This window comes from Mycobacterium sp. 155 (genome assembly GCF_000373905.1).
GTDB lineage: Bacteria > Actinomycetota > Actinomycetes > Mycobacteriales > Mycobacteriaceae > Mycobacterium.
In genome coordinates this window covers 4,015,996-4,036,361 of sequence record NZ_KB892705.1, presented here as the reverse complement: position 1 = coordinate 4,036,361, position 20,366 = coordinate 4,015,996, and the positions used below count along the sequence as shown (strand labels likewise).

At 65.1% G+C, this 20,366-nt stretch carries 21 protein-coding genes and 3 tRNA genes; 8 read left to right on the top strand and 16 right to left on the bottom strand.

What is annotated here, in order from left to right; translation table 11 throughout:
- Window positions 1-69 precede the first annotated feature (69 nt).
- Window positions 70-807 carry a GntR family transcriptional regulator gene (locus B133_RS0119155; RefSeq protein ID WP_018603348.1) on the top strand — a complete coding sequence of 246 codons (738 nt, stop codon included), beginning with the start codon at window positions 70-72 and terminating at the stop codon, window positions 805-807.
- Window positions 808-850: 43 nt separating this feature from the next.
- On the opposite strand, the gene B133_RS0119150 is transcribed toward B133_RS0119155, so the two are convergent.
- From B133_RS0119150 to B133_RS0119140, 3 genes are all read right to left on the bottom strand, one after another.
- On the bottom strand, window positions 851-1,549 hold the full coding sequence (locus B133_RS0119150; RefSeq protein WP_018603347.1) for a phosphonatase-like hydrolase: 699 nt from the start codon (window positions 1,547-1,549) through the stop codon (window positions 851-853).
- A 25-nt stretch (window positions 1,550-1,574) separates the two neighbouring features.
- Complete coding sequence (locus B133_RS0119145; protein ID WP_018603346.1) at window positions 1,575-2,732, bottom strand: TIGR03364 family FAD-dependent oxidoreductase; 1,158 nt, start codon at window positions 2,730-2,732, stop codon at window positions 1,575-1,577.
- Between the two features lie 166 nt (window positions 2,733-2,898).
- The gene (locus B133_RS0119140) at window positions 2,899-3,390 is read right to left on the bottom strand and encodes a metallophosphoesterase (protein ID WP_026256633.1); all 492 of its coding nucleotides are present in this window, start codon (window positions 3,388-3,390) and stop codon (window positions 2,899-2,901) included.
- A gap of 145 nt (window positions 3,391-3,535) precedes the next feature.
- Between B133_RS0119140 and B133_RS0119135 the strand changes: the two genes are divergently transcribed.
- The gene (locus B133_RS0119135; RefSeq protein WP_018603340.1) at window positions 3,536-4,207 is read left to right on the top strand and encodes an MspA family porin; all 672 of its coding nucleotides are present in this window, start codon (window positions 3,536-3,538) and stop codon (window positions 4,205-4,207) included.
- A 147-nt stretch (window positions 4,208-4,354) separates the two neighbouring features.
- On the opposite strand, the gene B133_RS24720 is transcribed toward B133_RS0119135, so the two are convergent.
- The 3 genes from B133_RS24720 to B133_RS0119120 form a co-directional block, all read right to left on the bottom strand.
- Window positions 4,355-4,687 (bottom strand): hypothetical protein, encoded by a 333-nt coding sequence (locus tag B133_RS24720; protein ID WP_198291014.1) that lies wholly within the window; start codon window positions 4,685-4,687, stop codon window positions 4,355-4,357.
- A gap of 259 nt (window positions 4,688-4,946) precedes the next feature.
- A tRNA-Arg gene (locus tag B133_RS0119125) sits at window positions 4,947-5,019 on the bottom strand.
- A gap of 37 nt (window positions 5,020-5,056) precedes the next feature.
- A tRNA-Ser gene (locus tag B133_RS0119120) sits at window positions 5,057-5,148 on the bottom strand.
- 127 nt (window positions 5,149-5,275) lie between these two features.
- On the opposite strand from B133_RS0119120, the gene hisC reads away from it, so the two are divergent.
- Window positions 5,276-6,331, top strand: a complete 1,056-nt coding sequence (gene hisC / locus B133_RS0119115; protein ID WP_018603338.1) for a histidinol-phosphate transaminase — start codon at window positions 5,276-5,278, stop codon at window positions 6,329-6,331.
- A gap of 57 nt (window positions 6,332-6,388) precedes the next feature.
- On the opposite strand, the gene B133_RS0119110 is transcribed toward hisC, so the two are convergent.
- The gene (locus tag B133_RS0119110; RefSeq protein WP_018603337.1) at window positions 6,389-6,940 is read right to left on the bottom strand and encodes a TIGR03086 family metal-binding protein; all 552 of its coding nucleotides are present in this window, start codon (window positions 6,938-6,940) and stop codon (window positions 6,389-6,391) included.
- A gap of 115 nt (window positions 6,941-7,055) precedes the next feature.
- Here B133_RS0119110 and B133_RS0119105 point away from each other — a divergent pair, with 115 nt between their 5' ends.
- Window positions 7,056-7,871, top strand: a complete 816-nt coding sequence (locus tag B133_RS0119105) for a crotonase/enoyl-CoA hydratase family protein (protein ID WP_018603336.1) — start codon at window positions 7,056-7,058, stop codon at window positions 7,869-7,871.
- A 138-nt stretch (window positions 7,872-8,009) separates the two neighbouring features.
- Here the strand turns inward: B133_RS0119105 and B133_RS0119100 are convergent, their stop codons facing one another.
- From B133_RS0119100 to B133_RS24715, 3 genes are read right to left on the bottom strand one after another with little or no spacing between them, the layout of a single operon-like run.
- Complete coding sequence (locus B133_RS0119100; protein WP_018603334.1) at window positions 8,010-8,996, bottom strand: aldo/keto reductase; 987 nt, start codon at window positions 8,994-8,996, stop codon at window positions 8,010-8,012.
- A gap of 1 nt (window position 8,997) precedes the next feature.
- Window positions 8,998-9,342 carry a carboxymuconolactone decarboxylase family protein gene (locus tag B133_RS0119095; RefSeq protein ID WP_026256632.1) on the bottom strand — a complete coding sequence of 115 codons (345 nt, stop codon included), beginning with the start codon at window positions 9,340-9,342 and terminating at the stop codon, window positions 8,998-9,000.
- A 33-nt stretch (window positions 9,343-9,375) separates the two neighbouring features.
- The gene (locus tag B133_RS24715) at window positions 9,376-9,543 is read right to left on the bottom strand and encodes a hypothetical protein (protein ID WP_018603331.1); all 168 of its coding nucleotides are present in this window, start codon (window positions 9,541-9,543) and stop codon (window positions 9,376-9,378) included.
- Window positions 9,544-9,713: 170 nt separating this feature from the next.
- On the opposite strand from B133_RS24715, the gene B133_RS0119085 reads away from it, so the two are divergent.
- On the top strand, window positions 9,714-10,649 hold the full coding sequence (locus B133_RS0119085) for a helix-turn-helix transcriptional regulator (RefSeq protein ID WP_018603330.1): 936 nt from the start codon (window positions 9,714-9,716) through the stop codon (window positions 10,647-10,649).
- Between the two features lie 71 nt (window positions 10,650-10,720).
- Here B133_RS0119085 and B133_RS0119080 read toward each other — a convergent pair whose 3' ends face one another.
- From B133_RS0119080 to B133_RS0119055, 5 genes are all read right to left on the bottom strand, one after another.
- The gene (locus B133_RS0119080) at window positions 10,721-11,824 is read right to left on the bottom strand and encodes a mandelate racemase/muconate lactonizing enzyme family protein (RefSeq protein WP_018603329.1); all 1,104 of its coding nucleotides are present in this window, start codon (window positions 11,822-11,824) and stop codon (window positions 10,721-10,723) included.
- 242 nt (window positions 11,825-12,066) lie between these two features.
- Window positions 12,067-12,285, bottom strand: coding sequence for a hypothetical protein (locus tag B133_RS0119075; RefSeq protein ID WP_051088143.1), 219 nt, complete (start codon window positions 12,283-12,285; stop codon window positions 12,067-12,069).
- Window positions 12,286-12,584: 299 nt separating this feature from the next.
- Window positions 12,585-14,183, bottom strand: coding sequence for a helix-turn-helix domain-containing protein (locus B133_RS0119065; protein WP_018603326.1), 1,599 nt, complete (start codon window positions 14,181-14,183; stop codon window positions 12,585-12,587).
- A 672-nt stretch (window positions 14,184-14,855) separates the two neighbouring features.
- Window positions 14,856-14,942 (bottom strand) — tRNA-Ser (locus tag B133_RS0119060).
- A 19-nt stretch (window positions 14,943-14,961) separates the two neighbouring features.
- Window positions 14,962-15,474, bottom strand: coding sequence for a MarR family winged helix-turn-helix transcriptional regulator (locus B133_RS0119055; RefSeq protein ID WP_026256631.1), 513 nt, complete (start codon window positions 15,472-15,474; stop codon window positions 14,962-14,964).
- A 67-nt stretch (window positions 15,475-15,541) separates the two neighbouring features.
- Here B133_RS0119055 and B133_RS0119050 point away from each other — a divergent pair, with 67 nt between their 5' ends.
- A complete protein-coding gene (locus B133_RS0119050) occupies window positions 15,542-16,510 on the top strand; it encodes an NAD(P)H-quinone oxidoreductase (RefSeq protein WP_018603324.1) in 969 nt (322 codons plus the stop codon).
- Window positions 16,511-16,568: 58 nt separating this feature from the next.
- Here the strand turns inward: B133_RS0119050 and B133_RS0119045 are convergent, their stop codons facing one another.
- Window positions 16,569-17,765: a cysteine desulfurase-like protein gene (locus tag B133_RS0119045; protein ID WP_018603323.1), complete on the bottom strand. Its 1,197-nt coding sequence runs from the start codon at window positions 17,763-17,765 to the stop codon at window positions 16,569-16,571.
- Between the two features lie 124 nt (window positions 17,766-17,889).
- Between B133_RS0119045 and B133_RS0119040 the strand changes: the two genes are divergently transcribed.
- Entirely contained in the window at window positions 17,890-19,848 is a 1,959-nt protein-coding gene (locus B133_RS0119040) for a DUF6541 family protein (RefSeq protein ID WP_018603322.1), read from the top strand.
- Entirely contained in the window at window positions 19,845-20,366 is a 522-nt protein-coding gene (locus B133_RS0119035; protein ID WP_018603321.1) for a bacterial proteasome activator family protein, read from the top strand. Before B133_RS0119040 ends, B133_RS0119035 begins: the two co-directional genes overlap by 4 nt.

The following is a 20,366-nucleotide window of genomic DNA, read 5'->3' as shown; positions in this document are numbered from 1 at the left end:
GAGCAGGTGAACTTAGGTGATTACTCTTGACATACTTGTCTTGACAACTGCCAGAAAGGTGCTGCGCCGATGGCTCCTTCCGATTCGCTGCCCCGCCACACCTATGTCGCGGGCGAACTGCGTCAGCGGATCATCCGGCGTGACTATCTGATCGGCGAGTCCCTGCCGACCGAAAACGCGCTGTGCGCCGAGTTCGGAGTGTCCCGCGGCCCTGTGCGTCAGGCCTTGGCGACGCTGAAAAGCGAAGGCCTGATCCGACTTTCGCAGGGCAAGCCCGCGGTGGTGCGCAGCCACGACGCCACCCAGACCCTCGACACGTTCACACCGTTCACCCAGTGGGCACGGCGCAACGGCCGCAAACCGGGCAGCCGGACGGTCGAGATCGCGCGGCGGCGGCCCTCCGAACCGGCTCAGGTGGCGCTGGACCTGACGGCGACGGACTTCGTGGTCGACGTGCTGCGCGTGCGCCTACTCGACGGCGAGCCCGCGATGATCGAGCGCAGTACCTTCGTCGATTCTGTCGGCTCGATGTTGTTCGACTTCGACACGGACTCCGGCTCGATGACGGACTATTTGGCCGGCCGCGGAGTGTACTTCGATTCGATGGAGCATGTGCTCGACGCGGTAGCGGCTACCGAGGTCGATGCCGAGAACCTCGGCATCGATGTCGGCGGCCCTCTGCTGCGGGAGCGCCGCACCTCGCGGGATCAGAACGGCCAGGTCTTCGAATACGCCGACGACCGCTATCGTCCCGAGTTGGTCGCGTTCAGCATCGTCAACGCCAAGACCATCGACGCACGGACATAGGCGAAAGATTTCGGTTCCGGCGCGGAATCAGCTGGAAGAGCTGTCAGCCGAGCCTGGCCACCAGGGTGGGCAGATCGGCAACACTGTTGAGAATGTGTGTCGCGCCCGCCGCCGACAGCTGGGCGGTGTCGTGCGCACCCGTCAGCACACCGATCGAGGCGCGTGCGCCGGCACGCAGCCCGCTGATGACGTCGGATGAGGTGTCACCCAAGACGATCATCGATGACACGGAATCGGTCTCGGTACGCATCAGCGCGGTCAGCGGCATATCCGGGTAAGGCCGCCCGCGAACTCCCGGCTCCGGGCACAGCACCACGTCGGCAAGGTTCTGCCAACCCAGCGCGTCGATGATGGCCGACTGGGTCTCACGGGCAAATCCCGTTGTCAGCGCAGTCTTGATGCCGCGGGACCGCAGCGACGTGATGACATCCTCGGCGCCCGGGATCGGGCTGCAGTTGCCCTCGGCGACCAGCTGCGCATAGCAGCGCTCGAACTCTTTGTTGGCGGCCTGCGCCTGTTCCTCGTTGCCGCGGGCCAGGTGCCGGAACACGACGATCTTGGACTGCCCCATGGTGTCGCTGACGTAGCGCAGCATCTCCTCGCGATCGGCGTCGGTCTTCGACAACCCGGCGTGGCTGTCGGCGGCCAGGAACGACTGCTGGACCAGTCCGGTGTCTTCGACCGTGGTGCCGGCCATGTCGAAGACGACGAGGCTGATCGGCTGATTTGTGTTGTCGGTCATGGTGTTTCTCTTTCAGTGGGTTCGGTCAGGGGTTTGCGATGATCACCGGGTCAGCACTGTCGCGCACTAATGCGTTGTCGACGCTGCTACGGGCCAGTCCCATGCTGGTAGTCATGCCGATGCCGGTCGTCACGGTCACGACGTGGGTTCCCTCGATCGGCTCCTCGATCAGGAATTCTTGGCCGGGTGCCGAGCAGTACACCCCCTGCCATCGCTCACTGATCTCGATATCGTTGACTCCGAACAACTTCCGCGCCTCATCGACGAGTGCGGTGAAACCTTCCTCGGACTGGAACGCGGGTGCGGACACGTCGCGATAGTGAGTGTCGCCGATGAGCAGGGATCCGTCGGGCTGCGGGGTGTACATCTGATGCAGGTCGATGGCGACGTATCCCGGGTACTCCGCACGCAACCGGTCGGCCACCGCCTGGGTGCTCGGCAGATTCTCGAATCCGGAGTAGCGCAGCAGTGACCAGCCGGTGAACAGCGGCGCCGGCAGCGTGAAAGTGAGTGGCAGGCGGGCGCGCAGCATGTGCAGCCGGCAACGCAGCAGCCCGTCGCGTTCGGCCAAGCCGGGGAACAGCCGGTCGATGTCGTCGTTGACGGTGACGAACGTGGCGCCGGCGGAGACCGGCCCGCGCGAGGTGTTCACGACGCCTTGGGCGAAGCTGGTTGCCGCTGTGCGCCAATAGAATTCGACACCCTCGCGGGCCAGCCACCGGGCGATCGACGGAGCCGCTGTGCGCGGGTCGACCTGTACGTCGTTGGGCAGGTACATACCGCCGGTGACGCCCGCTTCGGCCACCGGGATGCGGCTCAGGATCTGTTCGCGATCCAGCAGCACCACTTCATCTTCGGAGCGAGTGGGGGCGAACTCATGCATCACCGCGAGTTCGTCCGCATGGCGGGCCACGCAGTAAGTTCCGGCCTGCGCCGACCAGAAACCGGCCTTACGCGACAGGTCGAGCCAGTGCCTGCGGCCCGCTCGCGCGTAATCGCGGGCAACACCGGACTGTGCGGTGATGCAGGCGTGGCCAAAGTTCTGCACCGATGCGCCGACGACGCCCTCGGCGTGGTCGATGACGGCAACGCTCAGGCCACGTTCGTGGGCGTGATACGCGTGCGCCAGGCCTACGATGCCGGCGCCCACGACGACGACGTCGTAGCGCTGCTGATTTCCCATGACATTACCGTGGCCCAACTCATGTCACTTGTCAATATAAGATTTCGATTTAGCACACCCATATGCCTATGTTGGTCAAAATAGCCACGCTGGCGGCATCGAGTGGCCGGGCGCTGATGATTTCCGCACCGCGCATGTAACACCGCGGCGGTCTCGGATGAGCTCGTCAGAGTTCGTGCAGGGTGACGCCAGAAAGAACTCCGCCGACGACATCTGCAGTCATATAGGTGCAGAACGGCTGACGCCGTCGATCGGTGGGCGATCCCGGATTCAACAGGCGGAGACCAGTTTTCGCCGTGGTGTCCCACGGAATGTGACTGTGCCCGAACACCAGCACATCGGTATCCGGATAAGACTTGGCCATCCGGGCCTCACGTCCGGTCGCCGCGCCAGTCTCGTGCACGATGGTGAACCGCACCCCTTGCAGCGTCACGTCCGCGCGCTCGGGTAGCCGTCGCCGCAATTCGGCGCCGTCGTTGTTGCCCCAACAGCCCACGAGCTGCCGGGCGCGGCCACTCAGCGCGTCGAGCAAAGCGGGCTCCACCCAGTCGCCGGCATGGATCACGACATCAGCGGCGCCCACCGCTTCCCAGACCGGAGCCGGAAGATCGCGAGCGCGGGTGGGGACGTGAGTGTCTGCGATGAGGAGCAACCGCACAAAATCCACCGTACGTGGTGCAGAAGAGACAGCAGAGGTGTACGGTGCTGTATCTCTGAGGGAAACCTCACCGAATCCTAATCGAGACCCGTTCGAGACCTACCGTCCCGGGCGCCCACAACGACAACTGGCGACAGGAAGAGACATGAAAGCATTCAGTCGGATGCTGGCCGCGTTGGTGGTTGCGATGGCAACCGCGGTCGCTGGCTTCGCAGCGCTATTCACCGGCGCCGGGACCGCGCATGCAGGTCTGGATAATGAGCTGAGTCTGGTCGATGGCCAGGATCGGACCTTGACGGTTCAGCAGTGGGACACCTTCCTCAATGGGGTGTTTCCCCTGGACCGTAACCGGCTGACCCGTGAGTGGTTCCATTCCGGTCGGGCCAAGTACCACGTCGAGGGCCCCGGTGCCGATGACTTCGCGGGCACGCTGGAACTGGGCTATCAGATCGGCTTCCCGTGGTCCCTGGGTGTGGGCATCAACTTCAGCTACACCACCCCGAACATCCTGCTCGACGACGCATCGATCGCACCGCCGCCGCTGGGCGGTGGCTTTTCCCCGCTGGGCTCGGTGATCACTCCTAACCTGTTCCCCGGTGTGTCGATCTCGGCTGACCTGGGTAACGGCCCGGGTATCCAGGAGGTTGCGACCTTCTCGGTGGACGTCAAGGGCCCGGCCGGCGGGGTGGCGGTCTCCAACGCTCATGGCACCGTGACCGGTGCCGCCGGTGGTGTGCTGCTGCGTCCGTTCGCCCGTCTGATCGCCTCCACCGGTGACAGCGTCACCACCTACGGCGACCCCTGGAACATGAACTGATTTCACGTTTACTCTGACCTAGGTCGGCGTGCCACGCTTCTCCCCTAGCTGGAGCGTGGCACGTCGACCTTTCTCATTGGGTGACTTTGTCGTGCGCCCGGATCGGCCACAATCGCAGTCGTCGTCCCCTAACCTTCTGCTCCAGAGTCAGACGCTCAGTACTCCAGCACAGCCATCACCGCGTCGCACTGGAAGATCCTGTCGTATCGGCCCGATGTGCGCTGCCTCAGAATTTTCCGATCGACCAGCTTTGCGATCGCCGTGTTCGCTGCCTGATATGACACCCCGTATAACTGCGAGGAAGTCTGCCTCGAACACGTCGGGAAGCGCCGCGTAGGTTGCCGCATCGAGCACCAACTGAGGCGGGAGAGGGTTCGGGACGAACGCGAAGTAGTCGTACTGCTCACCGAACCGCGAGTCGTAACCCGATATGGGCACCACATGCCCTACCGGACTTTCACGAAGTCTCTCAACGTCCATCTACGCGCGCCAACCTTGAAAACTACTATCGCATTTCCAAGGTACAACCGACTCCGCTTGGCTCGACTGCTCCGGATGACTGGTCAGCGCAATGCTTCACGGCAATTTGCCAACAAATCCCCACGCGAGTACGGGCACTCCCGGCAGCTCCACCTGTCACCGCGTCTGGGACGAGCGCGGTCGGAGGCGGGGCAGGAAAGTAGCGACTCCCGGGGCATGGTGCTGGTGCCGCGGGAGTCGTCTCTGCCGATACTTGAAGTGCGCCCGAAGGGATTCGAACCCCTAACCTTCTGATCCGTAGTCAGATGCTCTATCCGTTGAGCTACGGGCGCTTGCACATATTCAGTTGTGCGGTTGACGGATCAACCGTGGCGGAGGCGAGAGGATTTGAACCTCCGGTCCCCTTTGAGGGGGACAACTCATTAGCAGTGAGCCCCATTCGGCCGCTCTGGCACGCCTCCTGAACTTCTTGAGAGTACCGGACCCAATCTGGCTTTCAGACCGGTCCCCGGAACCGCCGAGGGGCAAGCCTACACATGCCTGACCGCTAGAAGCAAAGCGGCATTTCGGCCACCCTATGCTGGTCAGGTGACCGCCCGTTTGCGCCCCGTGTTGGACCACATTCCCGCCTACACACCCGGCAAGACGGTTCCCGGCGCAATCAAGATCGCAAGCAACGAAACCGTGCACGGTCCGCTACCGAGTGTCCGAGCGGCGATCACCGAGGCCATGGACAACCTCAACCGGTACCCGGACAACGGCTACAGCGATCTTCGGGAACAACTGGCCAAGCACACCGATTTCACGCCTGGGCACATATCGGTGGGCTGCGGCTCGGCGAGCTTGTGCCAGCAGTTGATCCAGATCACCTCGACCGTCGGCGACGAGGTGCTGTTCGCCTGGCGCAGTTTCGAGATCTATCCGCTGCAGGTACGGACCGCCGGCGCCACCCCGGTGCAGGTGCCGCTGCGTGATCACACCCACGATCTGGACGCCATGCTGGCCGCCATCACCGACCGGACCCGGCTGATCTTCGTCTGCAACCCGAACAACCCGACTGGCACGGTCGTCGCCCCGCAGGCCCTGGCCCGGTTCGTGGCCGCGGTCCCGTCGGACATCCTGATCGTGCTCGACGAGGCGTACGTCGAATACATTCGTGACGGCCTGGTACCCGACAGCCTCGGCCTGGTCCGGACCCACCCCAATGTGGTTGTCCTGCGTACCTTCTCGAAGGCCTACGGACTGGCCGGGTTACGGGTCGGCTACGCCGTGGCCGACCCGGACATCGTCGCTGCGCTCGGCAAGGTATATGTGCCGTTTAGCGCCACCAGTCTGTCGCAGGCCGCCGCCATCGCCTGCCTCAACGCCGCCGACGAACTGCTGGCCCGCACGGACACCGTCGTCGCCGAACGCGCCCGGGTGACCGCCGCGTTGCGTGAGGCCGGATTCACACTGCCGCAGTCACAAGCCAACTTCGTCTGGTTGCCCCTGGCCGAGCGCACCACGGATTTCGTGGCACGGGCCGCCGACAACCGACTGGTCGTCCGGCCGTACGGTGCCGACGGTGTGCGCGCCACCATCGGTGCCCCGCACGAGAACGACGCATTCCTCGAATTCGCGCGACGCTGGATCGGACAACAGTGACCGACGCCGCACCTCCGACGCGTTCTGGGCGGTTCTGAAACCGGCTGCACTTGGATTTCAAGCTGGGAGTGCGGGCCGGCGGCCGGTGAATGCCAGCAGCCGGTCCAGCGCCGTCGAGTCCGCCACGATCTCGATCGAATCGTCGAAGCCGGCGCGCACCCGCCCGTCGGGCGTGATGATCTCCCGGGCCCACTGCAGAACGGGTTCCGCTTGCGCGTCTGACACCTCGACGGGCTTGCCGACAGCTTGGGCGTAGTCCCATGCGTGAACCAGGAATTCGAGGGAGAGGATGCGGGCCATCATCGCCGCAGGTGCCTCACCGTCACCAAACGGGACAGTCCCGTCGACACCCCGCTGCCGCCACGCCGCCACGGCGGGTTGCGCCGCTGCGAGAACCTGATGACGCACGGGGGTGTCCAGGTCGCGGACCGGGATATCGGCGCCGGCGGCTCCCCCGATCACCGTGATCGAGTTGAGCAGGTGATCGGTCAGGGCAGCCACGTCGAATTCTCGACAGGGCGTCTGCCGAGCCAAGTCCCCGGCGGTGATGCCTTGAAGAACCCCTTGCAGTACAGCCAGCGTTGCCTCGGCGGATTCGAGTTCGTCCATACTCGATATTGTCCCGGCCGGGCGTCGCCGGCAATGTTGCGTTTCGCGCGCGTCTCGTCGGAACGGCAGCGACTGGACGTACGACCCGACCGACCGGTTGGGTAGTGTCGCCAGCATGGCTGACACCTATGAGTCCGTTTCCGTCGACGTCAAGGGCCGCGTCGCCCAGGTCACCCTGCTGGGGCCCGGTAAGGGCAACGCGATGGGCCCGGCGTTCTGGGCGGAGCTGCCCGAGGTGTTCGGCACACTCGACGCCGATCCAGAGGTGCGCGCCATCGTGCTCACCGGTTCGGGCAAGAACTTCAGCTACGGGCTGGATCTACCCGCCATGGGCGCTACTCTCCCGGGCCTCGACGCGGGCGCCAAGGCCCGAGCCGAGTTCCACAAGAAGCTGCGGGGAATGCAGGCCGCGATCACCGCGGTGGCCGATAGCCGGACTCCGACCGTCGCCTCCATCCACGGTTGGTGCATCGGCGGCGGCGTCGACCTGATCAGTGCCGCGGACATCCGCTACGCCAGCGCCGACGCGAAATTCTCGGTACGCGAGACCAAGCTGGCGATCGTCGCCGACGTCGGCAGCCTTGCCCGACTGCCGCTGATCCTGTCCGACGGGCATCTGCGGGAACTCGTTCTGACCGGTAAGGACATCGACGCAGCGCGCGCCGAGAAGATCGGCCTGGTCAACGACATCTACGCCGATGCCGAGGCCTCGCTGGCGGCCGCTCACGCCACCGCCGCCGAGATCGCGGCCAATCCGCCGCTGACGGTCGCAGGGGTCAAGGACGTGCTCGATCAGCAACGCATCGCCCAGGTGTCGGAGAGCCTGCGCTATGTGGCGGCCTGGAACTCGGCGTTCCTGCCGTCGAAGGACCTGGCCGAGGCCGTCACCGCAATGTTCCAGAAGCGCCCCCCGCAGTTCACCGGGGAATAGAGGTCCAGCGCAGGTATTTGACTGAATCCGGCGGGCTGGTCAACTCGACGCTTCCGCCGGATACGGCGCCGCCAAGGGTGGCGGGTTGGTACTGATCTGTACTGCGAAGGTACATAGTGGTTTTGGTGATTTTCCGCGTCAGGTCCAGCCTGGCTTGAGAGTCTCGGTGCGGTCGGTTGCCGGGGCAGGAGTAGCGGACAGACCGGTGACCCGGTGGTACAGCTCCGCGGTCATCTTGATATCGAGTGCGGCGAGGGAGCCTTCGAGCTGGTCGAGGTTGCGGGCGCCGATGATCGGTGCGGTGACAGCAGGGTTGGCCATCGCCCACGCCACGGCGAGGGCTGCCGGGGCGACGTCGAGTTCGGCGGCCAGCGCGGTGAACTGTTCCGCGGTGGTGAAGTCGCTGTCGAGACCGAATCGGTCGGTGTAGCGGGCATTTTCGATCAGCCGCCCGGTCGACGGCTTGCTGGTGCTCGTGTACTTGCCGGTGAGAAGTCCACCGCCCAGCGGGCTGTAGGTGATGACGCCGAGCTGCTGCGCCTGCGCCAGTGGCAGAATCTCGACCTCGGCCTGTCGGCGAACCAGGTTGTACATCGGCTCAATGACCTGGAACCGGCCCAGACCTTCGCGGGCAGAGATACCGAGAGCGAGCGCGATCTGCCAGGCGGCCCAGTTGCTGACACCGAGGTGGAGGATTTTGCCCGATCGCTGCGCCTGATCCAAGGCACGGAGCGTTTCCTCGATCGGGGTCTTCTCGTCGAAGGCGTGCACCAAATAGACGTCGATCCAATCGGTACCGAGGCGCCGCAAGCTGGCGTCGACGGCAAGACCGATGTGCCGGCGAGAGAGCCCGCAGGCGTTCGGGTCGGTGCCGGTCGGGTAGAACACCTTCGAGGTGATCACCACGTCGTCGCGTTCGTCCTTGATCAGCCGGCCGAGAATCTCCTCCGATGCGCCGCCGCCGTAGACGTCGGCGGTGTCGAAGAAGTTGATGCCGGCGTCGCGCACCCGTCGGTACATCGCCGCCGAGATCTGTTCGTCGGCCTCAGCACCGAACGACATGGCGCCGAAGCACAACGGAGATACCTGCACCCCAGTCGACCCGAGGGACGTGTAATCGTCCATGTCAGTTCTCTTTCTCGTCGTCGGTGAAGACCTTCTTGGCGACGGACATGGCGGACATCCCGTTGGGCCAGCCGGTGTAGAAGGCCAGGTGCAAGATGGCCTCTTTCAGCTCTTCTTCAGTGACGCCGTTGCGGCGGGCGTAGTCGAGGTGGAAGGTCAGCTGTTCAGCCTTGCCCATAGCGGTCAGCGCGGCGACGGTGATCAGGCTGCGGTCGCGTTTGGACAGGCCGGGCCGTTCCCACACCTCGTCGAAAAGCACGCGGTCGGTGTAATGCACCATGCCGGGGGCGAAATCACCGAACACATTCTGTCCGCCGGTCCAGCCGGTGTTCTGTTGGTCGGTCATGTGATCGGTTCCTTTCATCGGGGATGTTCCTGATCAGATCTGCGGCGTGACGCGCAGAGTGGTGGCGATGGCACGGTAGGCGGCGTCGACGGCCGTGCGATCGTCCCCGCGCAGGGAACCGTCAACCCGGCGGGTGCTGATCTCGATCTCCTCAGCCGTGCCGAACCGGTCTAGAACATCTGTCGGCCAAGGATCGGTCATCAGGGCTCCTCGTGGTGTTGGGTGGTGCGGCCGGGGACAGAGACGCGATCAGGGCGGAGACCGCAGCCACCAACCAGAGAACGCCGTCTGGGCCCCGCGCGGCAGGTCGAGTCAGAGGGGGTACAAACACAACCCCCATCACCAAGGCGGCCCGTCGTACCGTCGAAAGAGTGAACACCAGCGGTATCCCAGACCGAACCGACATCCGCGACTTCCTCGCCACCCGCCGCGCTCGGATCACCCCCGAACAGGTCGGGCTCCCAGCCGGCGGTACTCAACGGCGGGTTCCCGGACTACGCCGTGAAGAAGTCGCAGTGCTCGCCGGGGTGAGCACCGACTGGTACACCCGCCTCGAGAAGGGCCACATCCGCGGTGTCTCTGACGACGTACTGTCCGCCGTCGCCCGCGCGCTCTTGCTCGACGACGCCGAGACCGCCCACCTGTTCCATCTGGCTCGTGCCGCCAAACCCGCACGTACTCCGCGCCGGCGCACATCCGCCAAGCTGCCCGAGAGCCTGCAGCAGCTGCTTGACGCGATGACCGGAGCGGCCGCATTCATCCGCAACGGACGGCTGGACATCATCGCCACCAACGCCCTGGGCCGGGCGCTGTACGCCCCGGTGCTGGACGAGCCCGGCTGGAAAGCCAACATCGCCCGGTTCAACTTCCTCGACGCACGCGCTGTCGATTTCTTCCCCGACTACGCGGGGTCAATGGACACCACCGTCGCGCTGCTGCGCGCCGAGGCCGGCCGCGACCCGTACAACAAAGACCTCACCGACCTCGTCGGCGAACTCGCGACCCGCAGCGAGGATTTCCGCAGTCGCTGGGGTGCCCACAATGTCCGCAACCACAGCACCGGGCTCAAACACTTCAATCACCCCATCGTCGGCGCCATCGACCTCGCCTACGACTCCCTTGACGTCCGCTCCACCGGTGATGACCGCTTCATCCTCAACGGCTACACCGCCACTCCCGGCAGCGAGTCGGATGAGAAGCTGCGCATGCTGGCCAGCTGGTCGGCACCCGCTTCCGCGGTGCAGTCGGAGGAACGCGGCTCACGCGCCGCCGAACAAGAAGGTGTCAACGAGCCGTCCGACGTCTAATTCCCACCGCGTCGCTGCATATCCGCTAACCCTGGCATCCCGGATATTCCCGTCGCAGGTTGGTGACGGTCTCACTTGTCGGTGCGGTAGCGGGCGAGCTTGTCCGGGTCGATCTCGATACCCAGTCCCGGACCTGTGCTGCGTTGCAGCTGACCGTCGGTGATCTGCAGGGGCACACTCAGCAGGTCATCGCTCATGTCGAGGTAGTTGGACAGTTCGCCGGCGTAACGGCACGTGCGCTCGAACGCGGTACCAAAGGCCACCGAGCAGGCACTTCCGATCTGGCCGTCCAGTTGGTTGCCCATCACCAACTCCACCCCGAGGCCCTCTGCCAGGTGGTGCACCCGGGTGGAGGTGGTGAAGCCGGTGCGTGCCGTCTTGATGCTGATCGCGGTGGCCGCCCCACCGAGCACCTCACGGGTCACGTCGGCGGGTGTCGGCACGGATTCGTCGCCGATGAACGGGATGTCGAGCTGGCCGACCAGCCAGCGCCGCCCCAACACATCGTCGGCCGGACACAGCTCCTCGGCGAAAAGCAGTCCCAGATCCGACATTTCGCGCATTGCGCGTAACGATTCCGACGAAGACCAACCGCGGTTACCGTCGACGTAGAGTTCGACCGAGTCCCCGAACCGCGCTCGCAGCGCGCGAACCACCGCGGTGTCCAACGACACCGGGTGACGACCGACCTTGACCTTGAATGTGCCGATGCCGTAGATGTCTCGCATTCGCTCGGCTTCGGCGACCATGCGCTCCGGATCATCGAAACCCAGCATGTGGCTGACCCGCATGCGGTCGGTGTAGCCACCGAGCATGTCGCCGACCGATAAACCGAGGGTGTGGCCCAATGCATCCCACATCGCCATGTCGATCGCCGCCTTGGCGGTCGGGTTCCCCACCGTGCGAGACAGCCGTTTACCCGCGATCTCGCGAGCGGTAAGGGGTAGCCCGACCAGCGCGGGCGCGAAGATCTGCTCGATGACAGCGACGATCCCGGCCTGCGTTTCGCCGTAGGTATACGGCCTGGGCGGCGCCTCGGCGACCCCGACGACGCCGTCGTCGGTGTGCACGCGGACCAATACATGGTCGGCGGTATATACCTCACCCGAGGCGAACTTCACCGGCTTGAGAAATGGGATGACGAACGGAATCGCCTCGACTGCAGTGATTTTCATGGTTTAATCCTCGCCTGTTTCTCGTCGCCATGGCCAGGATCAGCATTGTTCCGGCTAGCTATTCGTAAATATTGCCTCCTCACCTCCTGGACTTCGACAAGGCGTCCTACATCACCGGGTGGGCACCGCCGATCGCCGGCGGCGATCAACGCTGACCGGGCGTCATGGTGAACAGCTCCGCCTCGCGAGGTTCCGCTTCGGCTTGGGGTCCGGCTGCGCCTCCGAAGGGGGTCTGATCCCAGTCAGTGCTTCCGTGCCGTGCTCCAGCTGTGTTCGCTGATCCCAGCGAGAGTGTCGGTGTCCGTCCCTTTCCACGCGACGACCAGCTCGCAGGTCTCGTTGATGAGGGCGGCCAGTGCGGCGTCCCGAACGGCGTAGATCGGCAAGCGGATATAGGCTGCGCCGTGTGTGCCCCACCGGACAACAACGAAACCGGGTTTATCTAACCGCTTTTCAGTCATGAAGTCTCCCAGAACAGCGAAGGGTTCACCGAGCCGTTGCCGACGCCGGCCCTGATCCACCGGCTTGGTCGGCGAAAGACGGTAGACCTCAACCGGATTTGATGCCGACCGGAAGACCGGTCTCGGCGGCGGGACTGATGTCAGAGAACGCCCGGTGCTTGATGATCGGCGCGATTACCTCCAATCGACTTGCATCCTTCGTCAGATACTCGGCGACGGAGGCAAAGTGTCAATATGCGGCGACCGCTTGAGTCAGAACATTTGAGGCGTGGCGACACGGGTTCCATGAACGCTGGGCGTCATTGGATCGGGCGGAGATGGGTGAGCATGAAGCGTGCGCAGTTGTCGATCTTGCTATGCCATGCGCTGACGGCTCCGTCCAGATCGCGGCGCCGGATCTCGTCGAGGATTCGACGGTCATCCCTGATGATCTCATCGGTCGGATAGCGGTAGTTCAATCCGAAAATCGTGACGAACAGCCGCAATTGCAGGGTCAACCGGATGAACATCGATCCGATCCGCGGCATCGCCGCCGTCGTCGCCAACTCGTCCTGCAGATCCAGGTCGAGGTCGCCGGCCTCGTAGACGCGTCCGAGTTCGTCGCATCGAACCAATCCGGCAAAATACTCGTCCACAACCGGCGGCAGTTCGATGCGCGTGGAGGCCAGCCGCCGGGTGATCACGGTGCCGAGCAGGCTGCGAGCGGTATAAGTCTCGATGACATCGCGGGGCGTGGGAACGGGCAACAGGTAACGGCCGGCGTGTTTGTCGACCAGAGCTTCTTCCGCCAGCTGCGCGAGGGTATCGGCAACGCGGCCCGGGGAGACACCACATTTCCGGGCGATGTGGTGTGCGGAGATGGTGTCGCCGGGCTGCACCTCGCCTTCGGCGACAGCGGTGCAGATACCTCGAATGACGTGAGTGAAGTTGCCTGCGGGAGGCTCGGTCTCGGCGTCGGAAGCGGTCCGGGTCGCTACCGGCGCCGGCGGAGTGACTGCTCGGCACCAGACGAACTCGTCGGCGCCGTCGCGTCGCGCGTGGCGGATGTGCTGCTGAACCTCGCGTAGCTCGGCCAGCTGGCGTGGGTCGATGGCGTCGGCTACCGAGTGCAGCAGACCGAACCAGTCTGTTCCCGTGACCGCGTGTGCGGTGATCTCGGGGTGACGCGAGAGCCATCGTCGGGCGGCTGCGTCGAGTTTGGCATTGACGACGAGAGTCACCGCCGGCGTGGAGGGTAGTCGTTCAACCGCGCGTTCGAGGAGGGTAACCGCGTCGGGCGCGTCGTCTACGGTCTCTGCCTGTCCGCGACTCGGCAAGCGCAGAAGTGCTGCACAGATGACCGTCTCCACGATGTCGAGGCGGACGGCTGGCGGTGTGCGGCGCGGTGAGGCCTCGTTCGACGCAAGAAAGCCCAGGGCGCATCCTGACCGGTGGACGTCGACGTAGTCGAGGACCGATGTCGAAAAGTCCTGTAGGACAGCTGCTCCCGGTTGCAGCGGAGGGAAGTAGTGGCGCCGTATCCGGCTGACGGTCGCCTGACTGACGCCGGTGACCTCAGCGATGGCTCGGGTCGACCATCGCTGGCGGCCACCCGGGGGATCATCGAGGGAACAGCTCAGGACGCGGTGGACAACCTCATCAGGGGCCGGAGGGCGGCCGGCGGGTGAGACATCGCGTAGACCTTCGACGCCGGCGTCGAGGTAGCGCTGCCACCATCTGGCCGCCGTCGTACGGCTCACCGAGGACCGTCGGGCGGCTTCGGCGATGCCAAGATCCGCACAGTCGATGACGGCCCTGGCGCGGGTCGCCACGCCTTGGGGCGTTTGCCGCGATGCAGCGATGCGCAGGAGTGCCGCGCGGTCGGACTCAGAGAACCGGGGACCTTTCGCAACCATCATTGTGGGCGTTCATTCCTTCTGACTCACTCAATCGAGAATTGGTCGACATCTAACGTGCAGTGATCCGCATCACGCAAGGTCATAACGCACCAACGCAGTCCTAAGCAAATTCGTGCGACCCACATTTATCACACCGCCCGGATTGAATGAGATAGCGCAAGGAGTGTTGCCAATGAGTCGTCGTCGGACTTTTCGGTACCCGCAGACGAATCGCGCTCCCCTATCCGACCTCGTACAATCCGTCGCACTCACACCAACAGCAAACTGTTGGATCAGACACTCAACGTCACCATATCGTCCGATTTGCGGCGATTCCGATGAATGGCAACGGGTGACTCGATCGGGCTCTGGAGCCACCGGCGGAATCGTCCGTCGTGCGGTGATCGGCGTCTGTACTAAATTACCGTCGCGCATTCTTCGCGCGTTGCGGCATCAATCACTGGAATCATTTTGGCGCTCGTATTCGATTGCGGCTCAAGGGATTCGGTCCGTTCACGATGGTCTCTCGCAGCGCCCTGACGTGTGGCGCCGTCCGGCCTCGCATGCGGAGCCGCCGTCCCCACGCCGACCGCAGATGTCGGACGCCGTCAATGCCGGAGCCCATGTGTCACATCGTGTCATGTGGCGTGATCCCGGGACCTGATACGAACTCCCGAAATCCCGCCTGACCTGCGGTGGCGGAGGGATTTGAACCCCCGGATGCTGTTAGACATCTCTCGCTTTCAAGGCGAGTGCATTAGGCCGCTCTGCCACGCCACCGCCGATAAGCGTAAAGGGTCTACACCCGGCCCAGCTTGGCGGGCGGCGCTCCGGACTGCAGGGCGACGCTGATGCGTCGGCAGTTCTCCCCCATGGCCGCGATCTGCGGGCGGGACAGCCTGCCCAGGAAGTGCGCACGGACGCACTGCCCGTAGGTCACCATCGCGCCTCGCACCGCCATTCGGCCGTCGTCGGTGATGGTCGCGATCACCCCCCGGCCGTCGTCGGGACTCGCACACCTCGTGACGAGGTTCTGTACCTCCAGTCGGCGGATCTGCCGGGTGACCCGGCTCGGGAGGGACATCAGACGTTCCGCCAGATCCCCCATCCGCGCGGATCCGGTCGCCGACTTGTCCAGCATGTCGAGCAGCCGGACATCGTTGAGCGTCAGTTGATGCTCATCAACAAGCGACCGGTTCAGAGTCGCATACAACCGCAAAGCCGAGTCGAGATAGTGCTGCCACGACCTCTGCTCGGCAATATCCAGGCCCGGCATATCACCTGCCGTACGCCCGGCAATCATGCCTGACATGGCCGCAATCGTAAGGGACGTCAGTATTGCTGGGTGCCCGAAATCCAATCGTTGTAGCGTTCAATAAATGCGCGCAATTGTCGCTGCCGCGGACGGTTCTCTGACCTGGGAAGACGTTGCCGACATCGCGCCGGGAAACGGCGAGGTTCTGATCCGCGTCAGTGTCGCGGGAGTCAATCGTGCGGACTTGCTACAGGCTGCGGGTAAATACCCGCCGCCACCGGGGGCGAGCGAAATCATCGGGCTGGAAGTTTCCGGTGTGATCGCCGGGCTTGGCGACGGCGTGACCGGGTGGGTTGTCGACCAGCCAGTGTGCGCCCTGCTGGCCGGTGGCGGGTACGCCGAATACGTCGCGGCGCCCGCTGCGCAGGTGATGCCCGTCCCCGACGGCGCCGGCCTGGACGAGGCGGCAGCTCTGCCCGAGGTGGCATGCACTGTGTGGTCGAACCTGGTGATGACAGCGGGCCTGACGACGGGACAGCTCGTCCTCCTGCACGGCGGCGCCAGTGGCATCGGCACCCACGCCATCCAGGTTGCCCACGCGCTCGGCGCGAGGGTCGCGGTGACCGCCGGATCAGCCGAAAAGCTGGCTCTGTGCCGCAGCCTCGGCGCCGATATCACCATCAACTACCGCGACGAGGATTTCGTGGCGGTTGTGCAAGCCGAGGGCGGTGCCGACGTGATCCTCGACATCATGGGCGCGGTCTACCTGGACCGCAACGTCGATGCGCTGGCCACCGGTGGGCGCATCACCATCATCGGCATGCAGGGTGGCGTCAAGGCCGAGCTGAACATCGGGAAGCTCATCGGCAAGCGAGCCGGCGTGATCGGCACATCCCTGCGGCCCAGGCCGGTCGACGGCCCGGGCGGTAAGGCTGAGATCGTCGCGGCCGTCGTCGACAACGTGTGGCCGATGGTCGCCGACGGGCGGGTGCGCCCGGTCATCGGCGCGGAGCTGCCTATTGAACAGGCGCAGCGCGCCCACCGGCTGCTGGCTTCCGGCGAAGTAGCCGGGAAAGTGCTGTTGCGGGTGTAGGAAACTAGCCTGCGCACGCGAGGAGCACAGATCAGCCCGCGCACGCGAGGAGCACAAATTAGCCCAGCGACGCCAGGGCACGCACCAGCTGATCGACCTCGGCGATGGTCGAGTAGTGCGCCAGCCCCACTGTCACCGCGCCGCCGATGTCGTCGACCCCGATCACGTCGAGCAGTCGCGAGCTGGTGTTGGAGACCGCCAGGATGCCGTTGTCGGCCAGCCGCTGCACCACCCGTTCGGCCGGCACGTCGCGCACCGCGAAGCTCAGCACCGGAATGTGCGCCTCAGGGTGGCCGATCACCATCACCAGCGGCAACGAGCGCAGCGAGGACAGTAGGTAGTCGAACAGCCGGCTCAGGTACGACGCTGCGGATTGCATTGAAACCGCAAGCCTTTCGCGCCGCGTGCCCGTCGCCGCCTCGTCGAGGTTGGACAGGTATTCGACGCTGGCCACCACACCGGCCAACAGACCGTACTGATGCACGCCCATCTCGAGACGCTCCGGTCCGCTGGCGTCCGGGTTCAGCGACACCGCACCGAACGAGTCGATGATCGACGGATCCCGGAACACCAGGGCGCCGATGGGAGGGCCGCCCCACACGACGGCGTTCAGTGCGACGACGTCCGCGTCGACCTCGTCGAGATCGAACAACCGGTACGGCGCGGCAGCCGAGTGGTCGACCACCACAAGGCCTCCGACCTCGTGGGTCAGTTTGGTCACTTCCCCCAGGTCGGTGACAGTTCCCACGGCCGACGACGCCGACGCGATCGCCACCAGCCGGGTGGGCTTCTCGATCAGCCCTTCCCACTGCCAGGACGGCAGCTCGCCGGTCTCGATATCGACCTCGGCCCACTTCACCTTGGCGCCATAACGATTCGCCGCCCGCAGCCACGGAGCGATGTTGGCCTCGTCGTCCAGGCGCGTCACCACCACTTCGTAGCCCAGACCGACCCGGGCCGAGGAGGCCTCGGCCAGCGCCGTCAGCAGGTGCGCACGGTCGGGCCCGAGCACCACACCGCGGGGATCCCCGTTGACCAGATCAGCGACCGCCTGGCGGGCCGCGGTGAGCACGGCAGCGCTGCGGCGGGCAGACGGGTGGGGACCGACCGTCGTCGGCATGGAGCCACGGAACGCCGTCGAGACTGTCGTCGCGACTGCGTCGGGAACCAACATGCCGTTCTGGGTGTCGAAGTGCACCCACCCGTCGCCCAAGGAGGGATGCAGACCACGCACCCGGGCGACGTCGTAAGCCATGCCAGCCACCTTAGAGCGTTCGCAAATATGACAAACCGAGACAATCGAGGTGGGCGCCCGACCGCGTGTTTCGGCCACGTAGGCCGCGCAGGACCGAGTCGCCCTGGGCAGCCATACTAGTCCAGTGGGCTTCGGGTTCGGGGTGCTAGTTGCACTGTTGTTGCTAGTGATCCCCGGGTCGTTGACCGCACGAGCCGGCGGCCTCAGCCTGCCGGTAGCCGTGGCTGTGGGCCCGGCCCTGACCTACGGCATCGTTGCGCTGTTCATCGTCCCGTTCGGCGCCATTGGGGTGCCATGGAACGAGTGGTCGGCACTGTTTGCTGTGGCCATCACCGCTGCGGCTGCAGCGGGGTTGCGGATGGTGCTGGGGCGGTTTCGGGACCGCGACACCGAGCAGTTGGCGCCCTCGACGGGGCCGGCTCTGATCGTTGGCGCGGGCGTCGTGCTGGGTGCCCTGCTGATCATGTGGGCGGCTGCGGCGGGGGTGGTGCACTGGCAGTCCGCGCCGAGCACGTGGGACTCGGTGTGGCACGCCAACACCGTGCGGTTCATCCTCGACACCGGGCAGGCCTCCCCTACGCACATGGGTGAGCTGCGCAATGTTGAGACCCACGATGTGTTGTATTACCCGTCGGCTTTCCACGCCCTGGCCGCGGTGTACAGCCAGGTGACCGGGGCCGCGGCGACCACCGCTTATACCGTGAGCACGGTCGCCGCGTCGGTGTGGCTGTTCCCGCTCAGCGCCGCGATGCTGACCTGGAAGATCGTGCGCCCGCTCACCTGCCAGTGGCGTACGGCGGTGGTATCCGCGACGGCGGCTGCGTTGTCGGCATCGTTCACAGCGGTGCCCTACGTCGAGTTCGATGTCGCGGCTGTCCCGAACCTGGTCGCCTACGGCCTGGCGGTGCCGGCCTTCGTCCTGGTCGCCTCGACCCTGCGGCACCGGGATCGCATACCGCTGGCGATCCTGGCGCTCGTCGGGGTCTTCTCGGTACACATCACGGGCGGTGTCGTGGCCGTGCTGCTGGTCAGTGCGTGGTGGCTGTTGGACTGCCTGCCGCACCCGGTGCGGGGCCGGCTACCCGATTTCGTGGCACTGCTCATCGTCGGGATACCCACCCTGCTGATCATGTTGCCGCAGTTCCTCACCGTCGCCGACCAGGCCGACATCATCGCCGGGCACGCGTTCGTCAATCATCTGGGCCGCAAACGCTCCCTGTTCGCGGCCGTGGTGCAGCACACGCGCCACCTCAACGACTACCCGATCCAAAATGTCCTGATCGCGCTCGCCGCCATCGGTGCCCTGGTCATGTTGATCAGGAAAATCTGGTGGCCGTTGGCGATCTGGGCACTGATGATCGTGTCGATCGTGCATTCCGGCGCGCCGTTCGGCGGTCCGGTAGGCACCGTCATCGGCAAGTTCAGCGACCTGTTCTACAGCGACCCGCGCCGGCTGTCCGCGGTGGTCACCATGCTCTACGCGCCGATGGCGGCAATCGGGCTGTGCACCCTGGTGCTGGGCCTGACGGTGCTGCTGGGCCGCGTGACGCAGCGGCAAACGCTGATCCGGGCCACCGCTGCTGTCGTGCTGGTCGCCGTCTCGGTGGGCCTGGCCTGGCACTACTTCCCGCGGCACCGGTTCCTGTTCGGCGACAAATACGACTCGGTGATGGTGGACGACCACAAACTGCGCGCGTTCGCCTACCTGGCCGGTTTACCCGACGCGCACACCACGGTGATCGGCGACGCCAACACCGACGGCACGGCGTGGATGTACGCGATCGCCGGGCTGCACCCGCTGTGGACCCACTACGACTACCCCGTGCAGCAGGGCCCTGGGTACAACCGGTTCATTTTCTGGGCATACGCCGACGATGCTGACACCGATCCTCGCGTTGCCGCGGCTGTCAAGGCCCTCAACATCAAGTACGTATTGACCAGCACTCCGGTGGTGCGCGGGTTCACCATGCCGGACGGGCTAGTGTCGCTAGACAAGTCGAAGTCGTGGGAGAAGATCTACGACGACGGTAAAGACCGCATCTACCGCTGGCGCGGAGACCAACAGACGACGGGAAGGTCATGACCATCAACCCCGACGACGACAACATCGAGATCCTGGCCGGCAACGCCGGCGATCCGGATGCTGACGCCGACGCCGACGGCAAATCGCTGACCGACCTCGTCGAGCAGCCGGCCAAGGTGATGCGGATCGGCACGATGATCAAGCAGCTGCTCGAAGAGGTGCGGGCAGCTCCGCTTGACGACGCCAGCCGTAACCGGCTGCGCGACATCCACCGGACCAGCATTTCCGAGCTGGAGGACGGGCTGGCACCCGAGCTGCGCGAGGAGCTGGAGCGGCTGACGCTGCCGTTCAGCGAGGACTCCATCCCATCGGACGCCGAGCTGCGTATCGCCCAGGCCCAGTTGGTCGGCTGGTTGGAGGGACTCTTCCACGGCATCCAGACGGCTTTGTTCGCGCAGCAGATGGCCGCGCGTGCCCAGCTCGAACAGATGCGCCAGGGCGCACTGCCCCCGGGTGCGGGCGGGTCAGGCGGCCAGCGTGGCGGGTCCGCGCACCCGGGCACCGGGCAGTACCTGTAG

Coding starts and splice junctions, on each gene's coding strand:
- B133_RS0119155 (WP_018603348.1), top strand. CDS start 70: ATGGCTCCTTCCGATTCGCTGCCCCGCCACACCTATGTCGCGGGCGAA.
- B133_RS0119080 (WP_018603329.1), bottom strand. CDS start 11,824: ATGAAAATCACTGCAGTCGAGGCGATTCCGTTCGTCATCCCATTTCTC.
- B133_RS0119100 (WP_018603334.1), bottom strand. CDS start 8,996: ATGGACGATTACACGTCCCTCGGGTCGACTGGGGTGCAGGTATCTCCG.
- B133_RS0119045 (WP_018603323.1), bottom strand. CDS start 17,765: ATGGCTTACGACGTCGCCCGGGTGCGTGGTCTGCATCCCTCCTTGGGC.
- B133_RS0119110 (WP_018603337.1), bottom strand. CDS start 6,940: ATGGACGAACTCGAATCCGCCGAGGCAACGCTGGCTGTACTGCAAGGG.
- B133_RS0119065 (WP_018603326.1), bottom strand. CDS start 14,183: ATGATGGTTGCGAAAGGTCCCCGGTTCTCTGAGTCCGACCGCGCGGCA.
- B133_RS0119145 (WP_018603346.1), bottom strand. CDS start 2,732: ATGGGAAATCAGCAGCGCTACGACGTCGTCGTCGTGGGCGCCGGCATC.
- B133_RS0119095 (WP_026256632.1), bottom strand. CDS start 9,342: ATGACCGACCAACAGAACACCGGCTGGACCGGCGGACAGAATGTGTTC.
- B133_RS0119035 (WP_018603321.1), top strand. CDS start 19,845: ATGACCATCAACCCCGACGACGACAACATCGAGATCCTGGCCGGCAAC.
- B133_RS0119050 (WP_018603324.1), top strand. CDS start 15,542: ATGCGCGCAATTGTCGCTGCCGCGGACGGTTCTCTGACCTGGGAAGAC.
- B133_RS0119055 (WP_026256631.1), bottom strand. CDS start 15,474: ATGTCAGGCATGATTGCCGGGCGTACGGCAGGTGATATGCCGGGCCTG.
- B133_RS0119105 (WP_018603336.1), top strand. CDS start 7,056: ATGGCTGACACCTATGAGTCCGTTTCCGTCGACGTCAAGGGCCGCGTC.
- B133_RS24715 (WP_018603331.1), bottom strand. CDS start 9,543: ATGACCGATCCTTGGCCGACAGATGTTCTAGACCGGTTCGGCACGGCT.
- B133_RS24720 (WP_198291014.1), bottom strand. CDS start 4,687: ATGGACGTTGAGAGACTTCGTGAAAGTCCGGTAGGGCATGTGGTGCCC.
- B133_RS0119135 (WP_018603340.1), top strand. CDS start 3,536: ATGAAAGCATTCAGTCGGATGCTGGCCGCGTTGGTGGTTGCGATGGCA.
- B133_RS0119150 (WP_018603347.1), bottom strand. CDS start 1,549: ATGACCGACAACACAAATCAGCCGATCAGCCTCGTCGTCTTCGACATG.
- B133_RS0119075 (WP_051088143.1), bottom strand. CDS start 12,285: ATGACTGAAAAGCGGTTAGATAAACCCGGTTTCGTTGTTGTCCGGTGG.